12 protein-coding genes are annotated in these 13,633 nt (G+C 71.2%); all 12 read left to right on the forward strand.

What is annotated here, in order from left to right:
- The first annotated feature begins 27 nt into the window (after window positions 1-27).
- The 12 genes from PX701_RS12430 (at window position 28) to menC (ending at window position 13,630) form a co-directional block, all read left to right on the forward strand.
- The gene (locus PX701_RS12430; protein WP_275506463.1) at window positions 28-840 is read left to right on the forward strand and encodes a bifunctional allantoicase/(S)-ureidoglycine aminohydrolase; all 813 of its coding nucleotides are present in this window, start codon (window positions 28-30) and stop codon (window positions 838-840) included.
- 359 nt (window positions 841-1,199) lie between these two features.
- Window positions 1,200-2,024 (forward strand): hydroxypyruvate isomerase family protein, encoded by an 825-nt coding sequence (locus PX701_RS12435; protein WP_275506464.1) that lies wholly within the window; start codon window positions 1,200-1,202, stop codon window positions 2,022-2,024.
- 54 nt (window positions 2,025-2,078) lie between these two features.
- Complete coding sequence (locus PX701_RS12440) at window positions 2,079-2,957, forward strand: 2-hydroxy-3-oxopropionate reductase (RefSeq protein ID WP_275506465.1); 879 nt, start codon at window positions 2,079-2,081, stop codon at window positions 2,955-2,957.
- Between the two features lie 102 nt (window positions 2,958-3,059).
- Window positions 3,060-4,847: a glyoxylate carboligase gene (gene gcl / locus PX701_RS12445; RefSeq protein WP_275506466.1), complete on the forward strand. Its 1,788-nt coding sequence runs from the start codon at window positions 3,060-3,062 to the stop codon at window positions 4,845-4,847.
- 39 nt (window positions 4,848-4,886) lie between these two features.
- Complete coding sequence (gene allB / locus PX701_RS18565; protein ID WP_420831075.1) at window positions 4,887-7,409, forward strand: allantoinase AllB; 2,523 nt, start codon at window positions 4,887-4,889, stop codon at window positions 7,407-7,409.
- A 186-nt stretch (window positions 7,410-7,595) separates the two neighbouring features.
- Window positions 7,596-8,072, forward strand: coding sequence for a thioredoxin-dependent thiol peroxidase (bcp, locus tag PX701_RS12460; RefSeq protein WP_275506467.1), 477 nt, complete (start codon window positions 7,596-7,598; stop codon window positions 8,070-8,072).
- 175 nt (window positions 8,073-8,247) lie between these two features.
- Window positions 8,248-8,745 (forward strand): 2-oxo-4-hydroxy-4-carboxy-5-ureidoimidazoline decarboxylase, encoded by a 498-nt coding sequence (uraD, locus tag PX701_RS12465; RefSeq protein WP_231431783.1) that lies wholly within the window; start codon window positions 8,248-8,250, stop codon window positions 8,743-8,745.
- Window positions 8,742-9,119, forward strand: coding sequence for a hydroxyisourate hydrolase (uraH, locus tag PX701_RS12470; RefSeq protein WP_231431782.1), 378 nt, complete (start codon window positions 8,742-8,744; stop codon window positions 9,117-9,119). The genes uraD and uraH overlap by 4 nt, the downstream gene beginning before the upstream one ends.
- Window positions 9,120-9,126: 7 nt before the next feature.
- A complete protein-coding gene (pucL, locus tag PX701_RS12475) occupies window positions 9,127-10,092 on the forward strand; it encodes a factor-independent urate hydroxylase (protein WP_231431781.1) in 966 nt (321 codons plus the stop codon).
- A 334-nt stretch (window positions 10,093-10,426) separates the two neighbouring features.
- Entirely contained in the window at window positions 10,427-11,389 is a 963-nt protein-coding gene (locus PX701_RS12480) for a hypothetical protein (RefSeq protein ID WP_275506468.1), read from the forward strand.
- 163 nt (window positions 11,390-11,552) lie between these two features.
- Window positions 11,553-12,395, forward strand: coding sequence for a hypothetical protein (locus PX701_RS12485; RefSeq protein WP_275506469.1), 843 nt, complete (start codon window positions 11,553-11,555; stop codon window positions 12,393-12,395).
- Window positions 12,392-13,630, forward strand: a complete 1,239-nt coding sequence (gene menC / locus PX701_RS12490; protein ID WP_275506470.1) for an o-succinylbenzoate synthase — start codon at window positions 12,392-12,394, stop codon at window positions 13,628-13,630. The genes PX701_RS12485 and menC overlap by 4 nt, the downstream gene beginning before the upstream one ends.
- Window positions 13,631-13,633 lie beyond the last annotated feature (3 nt).

The raw sequence follows: 13,633 nt of genomic DNA on the forward strand, positions 1-13,633 counted from the left end.
ACCCACCCCTGATCACGAGGAACACGCATGAGCTACTACACCCCGCAGGGCGGGCTGCCGCCGCAGACCGACCTGCTCACCGACCGCGCCGTCGTCAAGCAGGCGTACACCTTCATCCCGAAGGGCGTGCTGCGCGACATCGTCACGAGCAACCTGCCCGGCTTCCGCGGCACGCGGTCGTGGATCATCGCCCGGCCCGTCGCGGGCGGCGCCACGACCTTCTCGCAGCTCATCGTCGAGATCGCGCCGGGCGGCGGGGCTGAGAAGCCCGAGGCCGAGGCGGGCGTCGAGGGCGTCGTGTTCGTGACGACCGGCTCGCTCACGCTGACGCTCGAGGGGGAGCGGCACGTGCTCGAGGAGGGCGGCTACGCCTTCCTCGCGCCGGGGGCGGACTGGTCGCTCGCGAACGAGGGCGCGGAGCTCACGAGCTTCCACTGGATCCGCAAGGCGTACGAACCCGTCGACGGCATCGCGCCGCCGGCGTCGTTCGTCACCCGCGACCAGGACATCGAGCCCGTGCCGATGCCCGACACCGACGGGGCGTGGGCGACCACGCGGTTCACCGACTCGAACGACCTCGCGCACGACATGCAGGTGAACATCGTGACGTTCCAGCCCGGCGGATCGATCCCGTTCGCAGAGACCCACGTCATGGAGCACGGGCTGTTCGTGCTGCAGGGCAAGGCCGTCTACCGGCTCAACGACGACTGGGTCGAGTGCGAGGCGGGCGACTACATGCTGCTGCGCGCGTTCTGCCCGCAGGCCTGCTACGCGGGCGGCCCCGAGCCGTTCCGCTACCTCCTGTACAAGGACATGAACCGGCAGATCCGGCTCACCTGAGTCGCGGCATCCGTTTTCAGGACGGGGTGTGGGAAGCAGGGGTGTTCTGCGGTCGAAGACGGCCATGACACCCCGTGCCCACCACACCCCTCCCTGAAAGGTATTCACACACGGGCGCCCGGGACGTATCGTCGCCGGGCGCTTCGTCGTGTCCGGGGCGCCCCGCGCCGAGATGTCGGAGGAATCGGCCGTTCGGCTGGCGCTTCGGGCTCTGGGTGCTGAATTCTCCGACATCTCGTCGCGGATGCCGCGGCGAGCGTCCGACGAGGGTTGACGTCTCGCCACTCGGCGCTTACGATTTCATACAGCAGAAGAATTCTTCCGGAATACGGAAATAGGCAACACGAAGGAAGTCGACGATGACGTACACGGTGAACTGCTCGATCCTCCTCACCGAGCTGCCCCTGCTCGAGCGCCCGGCCGCGGCCAAGGCCGCGGGCTTCGACGCCGTCGAGTTCTGGTGGCCGTTCGCCGAGTCGGTGCCCGCCGACCGCGACGTCGACGCCTTCGTCGGCGCGATCCGCGACGCGGGCGTGCAGCTGACCGGCCTCAACTTCAACGCGGGCGACATGCCCGCCGGCGACCGCGGCCTCGTCTCGTGGCCGGCCCGCTCGAACGAGTTCCGCGACAACATCGCGGTCGTCGCGGGCATCGGCGAGCAGCTCGGCACGAAGGGCTTCAACGCCCTCTACGGCCTCCGCCAGGAGGGCGTCGACGCCGCCGAGCAGGACGCGGCGGCGATCGAGAACCTCGCGGCCGCAGCCGCGGGCGTCGCCCCGATCGGCGGCACCGTGCTGCTCGAGCCGGTCTCGGGCGCTCCGGCGTACCCGCTGAAGACGGCGGCCGACGCCGTGCGGGTGATCGACGCCGTGCGCGCGGCATCCGGCACCGCGAACCTCAAGCTCCTCGCCGACTTCTACCATCTCGCGGTCAACGGCGACGACGTCGCCGCCGTCATCGAGGCGCACGCCCCCTCGTTCGGCCACATCCAGATCGCCGACGACCCGGGCCGCGGTGCCCCCGGCACCGGCGGGCTGCCGCTCGAGGCGTGGATCGCCCGCAGCCGCGAGCTCGGCTACGGCGGCCCGATCGGCCTCGAGTACAAGGCCCCGATCGACGAGGCGTTCACCTGGCTCGCCGGCGCCGAGCCGAGCGCTGCGACCAGTACCGCCGCCACCGCCTGACCGCCACGCGCAGGCACCGACCGACCCGCACGACGCAACACGAAGGACCAACTCATGAGCAAGATCGCGATCATCGGCCTCGGCATCATGGGCCTGCCCATGGCCAAGAACCTCGTCGCCGCCGGCCACGATGTCACCGGCTTCAACCGCAGCCAGGCGCCCATCGACGCGCTCGTCGCGGCGGGCGGCCGCGGTGCCGCGAGCATCGCCGACGCCGTGAAGGGCGCGGAGGCCGTCATCACGATGGTGCCCGACTCGCCCGACGTCGAGTCCGTCGTGCGCGGCGAGGGCGGCGTGTTCGCCAACGCCGAGCCGGGCACCCTGTGGATCGACAACTCGTCGATCCGCCCCGACGTCGCCAAGGAGCTCGCCGAGGAGGCCGTCTCGAAGGGATTCGGCGCGGTCGACGCGCCCGTCTCGGGCGGCGAGCAGGGCGCCGTCGACGGCGTGCTCTCGATCATGGTGGGCGGCTCGGAGGGCGACTTCGCGAAGGCCCTGCCCGTGCTCGAGGGCATCGGCAAGACCATCGTGCACGTCGGCCCCGCGGGCGCCGGCCAGACCGTGAAGGCGGCCAACCAGCTCATCGTCGCCGTCAACATCCAGGCGCTCGCCGAGGCGGTCGTCTTCCTCGAAGCCTTCGGCGTCGACACCGACGCCGCGCTGAAGGTCCTGGGCGGCGGACTCGCCGGCTCCAAGGTCCTCGACCAGAAGGGGCAGAAGATGCTCGACCGCGACTTCGCCCCCGGATTCCGCCTCGCCCTCCACAACAAGGACCTGGGCATCGTCACCGCCGCCGCACGCCGGGCCGGCATCACCGTTCCGCTCGGCTCGGCCGTCGCCCAGCTCGTCACCTCGCTCGTCGCCCGCGGCGACGGCGGACTCGACCACTCGGGGCTCTTCAAGCTCACCGCCGCGCTCGCCGGCCGCGAGTAGCGGCCCGTCCGGCGTTCAGGCCGGGGCGGTTCGCGGATGCCGCGGCGCAGTGCCGCGGCATCCACCCAGATCTTCCACCCACGTCTCCGAAGGAGCACTCCCATGACCCGCATGCGCGCCGTCGACGCCATCGTCCAGATCCTGATCAAAGAGGGCGCGACCGAGGCCTTCGGGCTGCCCGGTGCCGCCATCAACCCCCTTTACTCCGCGATGCGCGCGAACGGCGGCATCCGGCACACCCTCGCCCGCCACGTCGAGGGCGCGTCGCACATGGCCGACGGCTACAGCCGCACCGCCGACGGTCGCATCGGCATCTGCATCGGCACGTCGGGGCCCGCGGGCACCGACATGATCACGGGCCTGTACGCAGCGATCGCCGACTCCGTCCCGATGCTGTGCATCACCGGCCAGGCGCCGGTGGCCAAGCTCGACAAGGAGGACTTCCAGGCCGTCGACATCGCGTCCATCGCGAAGCCCGTCACGAAGTTCGCCAAGACGGTGCTCGAGGGCGCGCAGGTTCCCGGCGTCTTCCAGACGGCGTTCCAGATCATGCGTTCGGGCCGCCCGGGCCCCGTGCTCATCGACCTGCCCTTCGACGTGCAGATGACCGAGATCGAGTTCGACATCGACACCTACGAGCCGCTGCCGGTGGCGAAGCCCGCCGCGACCCGCGCGCAGGCCGAGAGGGTGCTCGACCTGCTCACGGCCTCGAGGCACCCTGCGATCATCGCGGGCGGCGGCGTCGTGAACTCGGGCGCCTCCGCGAAGCTCGTCGAACTGGCCGAGACCCTGGGCGTGCCCGTGTTCCCGACCCTGATGGGCTGGGGTGCGATCGGCGACGACCACCCGCTGGCGGCGGGCCTCGTCGGCATCCAGACCTCGCAGCGGTACGGCAACGCGAGCTTCCTCGAGAGCGACTTCGTGCTCGGCATCGGCAACCGGTGGGCGAACCGTCACACCGGCGGCCTCGACACCTACCGCACGGGCCGCACCTTCGTGCACGTCGACATCGAGCCGACGCAGATCGGCCGCGTGTTCGCACCCGACTACGGCGTGGTCTCCGACGCGGGCGCGTTCATCGACGCCCTGCTCGAGGCGGCCCGCGACCGTGTCGCCGAGCTGCCCGACTACCACGGCTGGGCCGAGGAATGCCGCGACCGAAAGGCGCGCCTGCAGCGCAAGACCAACTTCGACGACGTGCCGATGAAGCCGCACCGCGTCTACCAGGAGATGCTCTCCGCGTTCGGCCACGACACCACGTACGTCACCACGATCGGCCTGTCGCAGATCGCGGGCGCCCAGCTGCTGCACGTGTACGAACCGCGCCAGTGGATCAACGCCGGCCAGGCCGGCCCGTTGGGCTGGACGCTGCCCGCCGCGCTCGGCGTCGTGCGCGGCAAGCCCGAGGCGAAGGTCGTCGCGCTCTCGGGCGACTACGACTTCCAGTTCATGATCGAAGAGCTCGCCGTCGGTGCGCAGCACCAGCTGCCGTACGTCCACGTCGTGGTCAACAACAGCTACCTGGGACTCATCCGCCAGTCGCAGCGCGGCTTCGAGATGGACTACGAGGTGTCGCTCGCGTTCGACAACGTCAACACCCCCTTCGATCCCGCCAGCGTCGCCACCGGCTACGGCGTCGACCACGTCAAGGTCGCCGAGGGCCTCGGCTGCAAGGCGATCCGCGTCGAGCGCCCAGAGGACCTCGCGGCGGGCTTCGCCGAGGCCGAGCGCCTGAAGGCGGAGTTCCAGGTGCCGGTGGTCGTCGAGGTCATCCTCGAGCGCGTCACCAACATCGCGATGGGCGCCGACCTCGACACCATGAACGAGTTCGAAGACCTCGCCGAGACGCCCGACGACGCGCCCGAGGCCGTCTACGCCCTGCTCGACTGACGCCTGTCCATCGTCCTCACGACACGGAAGACTGAACACATGCGCATCGTGATCGCGCCCGACAAGTTCAAGGGGTCGCTGTCGGCTCCCGAGGTGGCCGCCAGGGTCGCCGAGGGCGCCCGGCGCGTCGACTCCGCGATCGAGATCGACGCGATCCCGGTGGCCGACGGCGGCGAGGGCACGCTCGAGGCGGCGCTCGCGGCCGGCTTCGAGCGCCGCACGGCGCTCGTCGCCGGCCCGCTCGGCTCGCCGGTCGAGGCCGACTTCGCCCTGCGCGGCGACGAGGCGGTCGTCGAGATGGCGCGGGCGTCGGGGCTCGACCTGGTTCCGACCGGCGGGGCGGATGCCTCGGGCGCCACGAGCCTCGGCACCGGGCAGCTCATCGCGGCCGCCCTCGACGCCGGCGCCCGGCGCATCGTGCTCGGCATCGGCGGCAGTGCCTCGACCGATGGGGGAGCCGGCGTGCTGCAGGGACTCGGGGCCAGGCTGCTCGACGCCACGGGTGCCGAGCTGCCGCACGGAGGGGCCGCGCTCGCCGGCCTCGCCCGCATCGACCTCGACGGACTCGACCCGCGATTGACCGAGACCGAGATCGTGCTCGCGAGCGATGTCGACAACCCGCTGCTCGGCTCGTTCGGCGCCGCCGCGGTCTTCGGCCCGCAGAAGGGCGCGACCCCCGACGACGTCGCCGCGCTCGACGCGGCCCTCGCGAACCTCGTCGGGGTGCTCGCCGAGCACGACCCGATCCTGGCGGTGCCCGCGCGCGTCGCCGCCGAACGACCCGGTGCCGGTGCCGCCGGCGGCACCGGCTTCGCCGCGCTCGCGGTGCTCGGCGCCGAACGCCGGCCCGGCATCGACGTCGTGCTCGAGTTCACCGGGCTCGAGGCCCGGCTCGCCGGGGCCGACGCCGTGATCACCGGCGAGGGCAGCCTCGACGCGCAGAGCCTCATGGGCAAGACGCCGATCGGCGTCGCCCGCGCCGCCCGGCGTGCGGGGGTGCCCGTCTACGCGGTGAGCGGCCGCCGCCTGCTGAGCGACGACGAGGTGCACCGCGCCGGGTTCGCCGCCGCTCGCGCCCTCGCCGAGCTCGAGCCCGATCCGGCTCGCAGCATGGCCGAGGCATCCGATCTCTTGACCCGACTCGCGGAGGAACTCGTGACCGACCTCATCGCCGACCAGGCATCCCAGCGGGCCACCGACCAGACGGCGTCTCCCGCCGGGTACGACGTGGTGTTCCGCGCAGCACGCGCGCTCGTCGCGAGCGACGGCGGACCGGTCGAACGCGCCGTCGAGATCGGCGTGCGCGACGGCCGCATCGCGTCGATCGCACCGCTCGGCACGGGCCTCGTCGGCGACGAGGTCGTCGAGCTCGCCGCCGACGAGGTGCTGCTGCCCGGCCTCGTCGACACGCACGTGCACGTCAACGAACCCGGTCGCACCGAATGGGAGGGCTTCTCCTCGGCGACCCGCGCGGCCGCGGCCGGCGGAGTGACCACCATCATCGACATGCCGCTCAACTCGATCCCGCCGACCGTGTCGGTCGCGGCGCTCGACGAGAAGCGCGCGGCCGCCGAGGGCCAGACCTTCGTCGACGTCGGCTTCTGGGGCGGCGTCGTGCCCGGCAACCTCGACGAGCTCGCACCGCTCGCGGCCGAGGGCGTGTTCGGGTTCAAGTGCTTCCTGCTGCACTCGGGCGTCGACGAGTTCCCGCAGGTGACCGCCGACGAGATGGAGCAGGCGATGCGGGTCATCGCCGAGCACGACTCGATGCTCGTGGTGCACGCCGAGGATGCGCACGTCATCGACGCGGCACCGCACGCCGGCGGCCCGGGCTACGCCGACTTCCTCGCCTCGCGCCCCCGCGAAGCGGAGGACACGGCGATCGCCGAGGTCATCGACCGTGCGACCCGCACGGGCGCCCGGGCGCACATCCTGCACCTCAGCTCCTCCGACTCGCTCGGGCAGATCGCCCGGGCCAAGGCCGCGGGCACGGATCTCAGCGTCGAGACGTGCCCGCACTACCTCACCCTGTTCGCCGAGGACGTGCCAGCAGGCGCGACGGCGTTCAAGTGCTGCCCGCCGATCCGCGAGGATGCGAACCGCGACGCGCTGTGGGCGGGCCTGCGCGACGGCGTCATCGACTTCGTCGTCTCGGACCACTCGCCGTCGACGCCCGAGCTGAAGTACGCCGGCGACGGCGACTTCGAGCTCGCCTGGGGCGGCATCGCATCGTTGCAGCTCGGCCTGCCGCTCATCTGGACCGAGGCGCGCGAGCGCGGCATCGGGCTCGATCGCGTCGTCGAATGGATGGCGCAGCGGCCCGCCGAGCGCGTCGGCCTCACCACCAAGGGGCGCATCGCGACCGGCCTCGCCGCCGACTTCGCGGTCTTCGCGCCCGACGAGCGATTCACCGTCGATGCGAAGGCGCTCGAGCATCGACACCCCGTCACGCCGTACGACGGCCGCGAGCTCACGGGAGCCGTTCGCGGCGCCTACCTCGCCGGCGCCCCCGTCGACCGCGAACGGGCCCAGGGCCGGATGCTTCGAAAAGGGAACGCGTAGCATCCCGGGGGCCGCGCGGCCGGACGGTCCGATACCGTTCCGGCTCGCGGCCGAATCCGTTCCCGACCGCCAGCAGGCAACACCATCATCCCCACACCTTCCTCCCGCCGACCGAAACGGACCACCGGACCTCGCGAGGGGCACCGGCGCCGAGGCATCCCGTCGACCGATGAAACGGAGCACCTCATGATCAACTCGTCCGAAGAGCTGGAGACCGGCCAGCCCGCACCCGACTTCGCCCTGCCCGACGCGACCGGTGCAGTGCGGCGGCTCAGCGACCACCGCGGCGGTCCCGTCATCGTCTACTTCTACCCGGCCGCGTTCACGCCGGGCTGCACGACCGAGGCGTGCGACTTCCGCGAGAGCCTCGCGTCGTTCCAGTCGGCGGGCTACACGGTGCTCGGCATCTCGCCCGACCCGGTGTCGCGGCTCGCCGAGTTCGCCGAGGCCGAGCAGCTCTCGTTCCCGCTGCTCTCCGACGAGGGGGCGCAGGTCGCCAGGGCGTGGGGCGCGTGGGGCCAGAAGACGGTCGCGGGCCGTACGTTCGACGGGCTCATCCGCTCGACCGCGGTCGTCGACGACGAGGGGCGCGTCGCAGCGCTCGAGTACAACGTCGATCCCAATGGGCACGTCGGTCGTCTGCGGGAGCAGCTCGGTCTCTGAGCACACTGCAATCGGATGCCTCGTGGCACGACTTCTTCATCGGAAATCGTTGCTACGGGGCATCCGTATTTGTTAGCATTGTCACATGCTGAAATAACAGTTCCACGATGCGAAACATGAGTTTCGTATATCCGTACACCGTGGATGCCAGCAGAATGAGAAAGTGACTCAAGCGATGAAGCTTGAACAGTTCAACGAAGCCGATCGTTCGGAGGCGATCGCCACGCTTCGACCATGCGTCGACGTCACGCGGTGGTGCGAGCACCTCGCCGACCGTCGACCGTACGGCTCGATCGACGAGCTCGTGAGCGAGGCCGTCACCGCGGCGTCGCCGTTCACGGCCGGCGAGGTCGAGCAGGCGCTCAGCCACCATCCCCGCATCGGGGAGCGTGCGAGCGGTGCGAGCACCGAAGCGGCCATGTCGCGATCGGAGCAGGCGGGCGTCGACCCGGCCGACGCCGAGATCGCACGGGCCCTCGCCGAGGGCAACGCGGCGTACGAGCAGCGGTTCGGGCGGGTGTTCCTCATCCGTGCGGCCGGCCGCTCCGCCGGCGAGATCCTCGACGCGCTCACCACTCGGCTCGGCAACGACGAGGCGACCGAAGACGCGGTCGTCGCCGAGCAGCTGCGCGAGATCGCCGTTCTGAGATTGAAAGGGGCCATCGCCGCATGACCGTTTCGCAGATCACGACGCACGTGCTCGACGCCCAGCGCGGCAGGCCCGCCGCCGGGGTGCCCGTCGAGCTGTACCGGCGTTCCGTCGGCGGCTCCGGAGCTTCCGGCTCCGCTTCCAGCGGGGACGGCTGGGAGCTCCTCGCGAGCGCCGTGACCGACGACGACGGGCGGGCGAAACAGCTCGGCCCCGAGACGATCCCCAACGGCGAGTACCGGCTGCGGTTCGACACCGGCGCCTACTTCGCCTCCACCCAGACCGACGCCTTCTACCCCGAAGTGCTGCTCACCTTCCTCGTCGCCGAGGAGGGTCGTCACTACCACGTGCCGATCCTGCTGAGCCCCTTCGCCTATTCGACCTACCGAGGAAGTTAGATCCACCATGACCGACACCCTGATCAACACCGTGACCACCACCGACACCGCCGCAGGCGGCGCGTCGAGCGCCGAGCCCGGCGCCATCGTGCTCGGCCCGAACCAGTACGGCAAGGCCGAGGTCCGCGTCGTCAAGGTCACCCGCGACACCGACCGCCACGAGATCGAGGACCTCAACGTCACCTCGCAGCTGCGCGGCGACTTCGCCGGTGCCCACCTCGACGGCGACAACTCGCACGTGGTCGCGACCGACACGCAGAAGAACACCGTGTTCGCCTTCGCCCGCGACGGCGTCGGCTCGCCCGAGGCGTTCCTGCTTCGCCTCGCCGACCACTTCATCGGCGAGTTCGACTGGGTGACCGGCGGACGCTGGCTCGCCGAGAGCTACGCGTGGGAGCGCATCACCGCCCACGGCCAGCCCCACGACCACTCGTTCGTGCGCAAGGGCCAGGAGATCCGCACGGCCGCGGTCATCGCCGACGGCGACACCCGCCACGTCATCGCGGGCCTCAAGGACCTCACGGTGCTGAAGACGACCCAGTCGGGCTTCGTCGGCTACCCGAAGGACCGCTACACGACCCTCCAGGAGACGACCGATCGCATCCTCGCGACGAGCGTCGCCACGCGCTGGCGCTACCAGCCGGGCGCCGAGGTCGACTACAACGCCGTCTACGACAGCGTGAAGGCGATCCTGCTCGAGACGTTCACCGAGAACTACTCGGCGGCGCTCCAGACGACCCTCTTCGAGATGGGCCAGGCGGTGCTCGAGGCGCATCCCGAGATCGCGGAGATCCGCTTCTCGATGCCGAACAAGCACCACTTCGTCGTCGACCTCGAGCCGTTCGGCCTCGACAACCCCAACGAGGTGTTCTACGCGAGCGACCGGTCGTACGGCCTCATCGAGGCGACCGTCACCCGCGAGGGTCTCGCCGAGGTCCCCGAGGTCTGGGCGTCGACCGGCGCCTTCTGCTGATCGGGTCGGCTCACGAGCGCCCCGTCCGGCTCCGCCGGGCGGGGCGCTCGCGCGCGTGCCGCCGGACGGCGTCGTCGGCAGCGTTCGTGCTCGGGCGGATTCCGGTGCTCGGTCCGTGCGAGTTCGAGTGTGTGCGGTTCGGCGCCGGGGCATCCCGGATCGCAGGCGTTCTCTTGAATTGCGCGGCGCGTCGCCCATGACACGCCGGTGAATTCGTCAAAGTGCCTGTTTCCCGACGCCGGACTTGTCCTCCACAGGTCGACGAAGCGGCGCTCTGGTCGCGTGTGTCGCCACGGCACCGCCTCGCAGTCAGCACCGCCACCAAGCTCGAGAGATGTCGCTGCTCGCCGTCACCCTCAGCCTGCTCGGTGAGATCGCCCGGGCCCGCACCCTTCGGGCGCGCGGCGTATCTGCGCGCGATATCCGGGCAGCGCTCGACGCCGGCGCCGTCACTGCTCCCCGGACCGGATGGATCGCATCACCGCTCGCCGATCGTGATCAGATTCGCGCGGTGCAGGTCGGGGGTCGCATCGCATGCGTGTCGGCACTCGGCAGGCTCGGGCTTTGGGGTGGCGATGATCGTCGTCTGCATCTGCAGGTGCCGCATTCCGCGTCGCGCCGCTCGCCGTGGATCGAACCGACGAAACGTGAGGCTGCGGGCGTCTGGCAGCCGAAGGTACCGGAGCGGCGGCGGGAGCGTCGGTTCGTCCTTCTGGCGGGCTCCATGGAGCCGCGGATCCACTATCGCCCCGATCCGGCGCCCGCTGATGCCTTCGATTGGATCGTCTCCCCACAGGCCGCGATCGCGTCGGCACTTCGGTGCCTCGACGACGAGAACGGGCGAGCGCTGCTCGATTCGGTCCTCCACGAGCGTCAGCTCAGCGCACGTCAGCTCGACGCGCTGTTGGCGCGACTGCCGAAGTCGGTCTCCACATTGCGCGACGAGTTCACCGGAGTCCCCGAGTCGGGCGTCGAGAGCCTGTTCGTTCGTCGCGTCGCGCGGGCCGGTCACGTCGTTCGGCCGCAGGTGGATGTCGCCGGCTACGGCAGATTCGACGGTTGCATCGATGGCTGCGTGCTCTTCGAGGTCGACGGCGAGGCGTTCCATGGCAACGATCGATTCTTCGAAGATCGCGACCGCACCCTTGTCAGCCAGTCGTATGGTCGGCCGGTGCTTCGTCCGACGGCGAAGCACGTGCTCGATGAGTGGCCTCTCGTCGCGAGCGCCGTCGAGCGGGTCGTCGACGACGCGAAGGCGCTTATGCGGCTCCGCGGGCTCCCGCCGCTCGTCGATTGAGCTTCGACACTCGCCTGGGCGGGGCGATGCTCGCACAGGTCGCAGCAACGACAGGCACTCTTGGCCCGCGCTCGGCGTGTCTCGCCCGACACGCCGAACCACGACCGAAAGTGCCTGTAGAACGTGCCCGATCACCGTGCCCGCGCTCGGCTAGCCTCGACACATGGACGCCGATGTCGCCGGGCAGTACGTCGCCGAGGCCCTTGCCGCCGCCGATCGCGCCGACCTCGGCGCGGGCGTCATCACGCGCGAGGCCGCCGAGCACGAGATCGAGGCGGTGCTCGCCCGGTTCGAGTCGACCTGGGGCGAGGGGCGCGGCCCCGACCACTCGATGATCCGGGCGCTGGCGCACGCGGGCGCGACGGTGCTCGTCGCGGTCGCCGACGACGAGGGCGGCGTGGATGCCTCGGCGACGCCGCCGTACGCGATCCCGGGTGAGTTGCTCGGCGCGACGCTCGGGTTCCTCGGCTGGAACGAGGGCCTCCACCTGCACTCGCACATGAACGCGGTCGCCCCGGCGGCGCGCGGGCACGGCATCGGGCTCGCGCTGAAGCTCCGCCAGCGGGCGATCTGCCTCGAGCACGGCGTCGTCGAGGTCCGCTGGACGTTCGACCCCCTCATCCGCCGCAACGCCCGCATGAACCTCGTGCGGCTCGGGGCCGAGGTCGCCGCCTACCTCCCCGAGTTCTACGGCGTGCTCGGCGACGAGATCTCGGGCGCCGACCGCAGCGATCGCTTCGAGGTGCGCTGGCGACTCACGTCGTCGCGGGTGCTCCGCGCGCTCGCCGGCGGTGCGCCTCCGCGCTGGTCGGGGGAGTCGGGCTTCGCGCTCGTGCCCGACTTCGAGGCAGTCAGGCGGGATGCCGCTGCCGATGCCGCACGGATGCGCGCGGCATCCGTGCGCGCGTTCACCGAGATGGCGCGGCAGGGGCTGCGACCCGAGCTCGACGACGCCGGGGACTACGTGTTCACCGAGGCCGAGCCCGACGCCGAGGAGGCGAGATGACGACGAACCCGACCCGCATCGAGACGATCGCGCTGCATCGCATCGAGGTGCCGCTCGTGCGGCCGTTCGAGACGAGCTTCGGTCGCGAGACGGTGCGCGAAGCGCTCCTCGTGCACGTGAGCACCGACGCCGGCGAGGGGTGGGGCGAGTGCGTCGCCGGCCGCGAGCCCTTCTACTCCTCCGAGTACGTCGACGGCGCGGCATCCGTGATCGAACGGTTCCTCGGCCCGGCACTGCTCGACGCGACCGCACACCGTCGCGCGTACGACGCCGCGCACCACGCGGCCGAAACGGCCGGAGTCGCCGGAGCGGCAGGTGCCGACGGCCCCGGCACCCGCGGCGCCTCGCTGCCGCTCGCACGGTCGGTCGCCGGCACGCTCGCGTTCGTCGCGGGCCACCGCATGGCGAAGGCCGCCCTCGAGTCGGCCGTCCTCGACGCCGAGCTGCGCGCCCAGGGCCGATCGATGGGCGAGGCGTTCGGAGCGGAGCGCGAGTGGGTCGACTGCGGGGTCTCCGTCGGCATCGCGCCGACGCTCGAGGAACTGCTCGACGAGGTCACCGGGTACCTCGAGGCCGGCTACCGCCGTATCAAGCTCAAGATCAAGCCCGGCTGGGACGTCCTGCCCGTCGCGGCCGTCCGCGAGCTCATGGGACGCGACGGTCTCCTGCAGGTCGACGCGAACACGGCGTACACGGGCGACGACATCCCGCTGCTCGCGAGCCTCGACGCGTTCGACCTGCTGCTCATCGAGCAGCCGTTCGCCGAGGAGGACATCGCCACCCACGCCCGGCTCGCTGCCGCGTGCGAGACCCCCGTCTGCCTCGACGAATCGATCCTGGATGCCGCGACGGCGGTGGACGCGATCGATCGCGGCGCGACGAGCGTCGTCAACATCAAGCCCGGCCGGATGGGCGGTTACCTCGAGGCGCTGCGCGTGCACGACGCGTGCCGTCAGCTCGACGTGCCGGTGTGGTGCGGCGGCATGCTCGAGACCGGGATCGGCCGTGCGGCGAACGTCGCGCTCGCCGCGCTGCCCGGGTTCGCGCTGCCCGGCGACACGTCGGCCTCCGACCGCTACTACGCCGACGATGTGACCGAGCCGTTCGTGCTCGGCGACGGCGAGCACCGCGGGCAGCTCCGGGTGCCCGACGGCCCGGGTACCGGGGTCGCCGTGCGCACCGAGCTCGTGCGCGAGTGGGCGTCGCGGCCGGTCGTCGAGATCTCGCGCGCCTGACGC

It is taken from the genome of Agromyces chromiiresistens, assembly GCF_029167465.1.
Taxonomy (GTDB): Bacteria; Actinomycetota; Actinomycetes; order Actinomycetales; family Microbacteriaceae; genus Agromyces; species Agromyces chromiiresistens.

What these genes read in the sequence shown, in the direction of transcription:
- PX701_RS12430 (WP_275506463.1), top strand. Translation starts at nt 28, where the DNA reads ATGAGCTACTACACCCCGCAGGGCGGGCTGCCGCCGCAGACCGACCTG.
- PX701_RS12435 (WP_275506464.1), top strand. Translation starts at nt 1,200, where the DNA reads ATGACGTACACGGTGAACTGCTCGATCCTCCTCACCGAGCTGCCCCTG.
- PX701_RS12440 (WP_275506465.1), top strand. Translation starts at nt 2,079, where the DNA reads ATGAGCAAGATCGCGATCATCGGCCTCGGCATCATGGGCCTGCCCATG.
- gcl (WP_275506466.1), top strand. Translation starts at nt 3,060, where the DNA reads ATGACCCGCATGCGCGCCGTCGACGCCATCGTCCAGATCCTGATCAAA.
- allB (WP_420831075.1), top strand. Translation starts at nt 4,887, where the DNA reads ATGCGCATCGTGATCGCGCCCGACAAGTTCAAGGGGTCGCTGTCGGCT.
- bcp (WP_275506467.1), top strand. Translation starts at nt 7,596, where the DNA reads ATGATCAACTCGTCCGAAGAGCTGGAGACCGGCCAGCCCGCACCCGAC.
- uraD (WP_231431783.1), top strand. Translation starts at nt 8,248, where the DNA reads ATGAAGCTTGAACAGTTCAACGAAGCCGATCGTTCGGAGGCGATCGCC.
- uraH (WP_231431782.1), top strand. Translation starts at nt 8,742, where the DNA reads ATGACCGTTTCGCAGATCACGACGCACGTGCTCGACGCCCAGCGCGGC.
- pucL (WP_231431781.1), top strand. Translation starts at nt 9,127, where the DNA reads ATGACCGACACCCTGATCAACACCGTGACCACCACCGACACCGCCGCA.
- PX701_RS12480 (WP_275506468.1), top strand. Translation starts at nt 10,427, where the DNA reads ATGTCGCTGCTCGCCGTCACCCTCAGCCTGCTCGGTGAGATCGCCCGG.
- PX701_RS12485 (WP_275506469.1), top strand. Translation starts at nt 11,553, where the DNA reads ATGGACGCCGATGTCGCCGGGCAGTACGTCGCCGAGGCCCTTGCCGCC.
- menC (WP_275506470.1), top strand. Translation starts at nt 12,392, where the DNA reads ATGACGACGAACCCGACCCGCATCGAGACGATCGCGCTGCATCGCATC.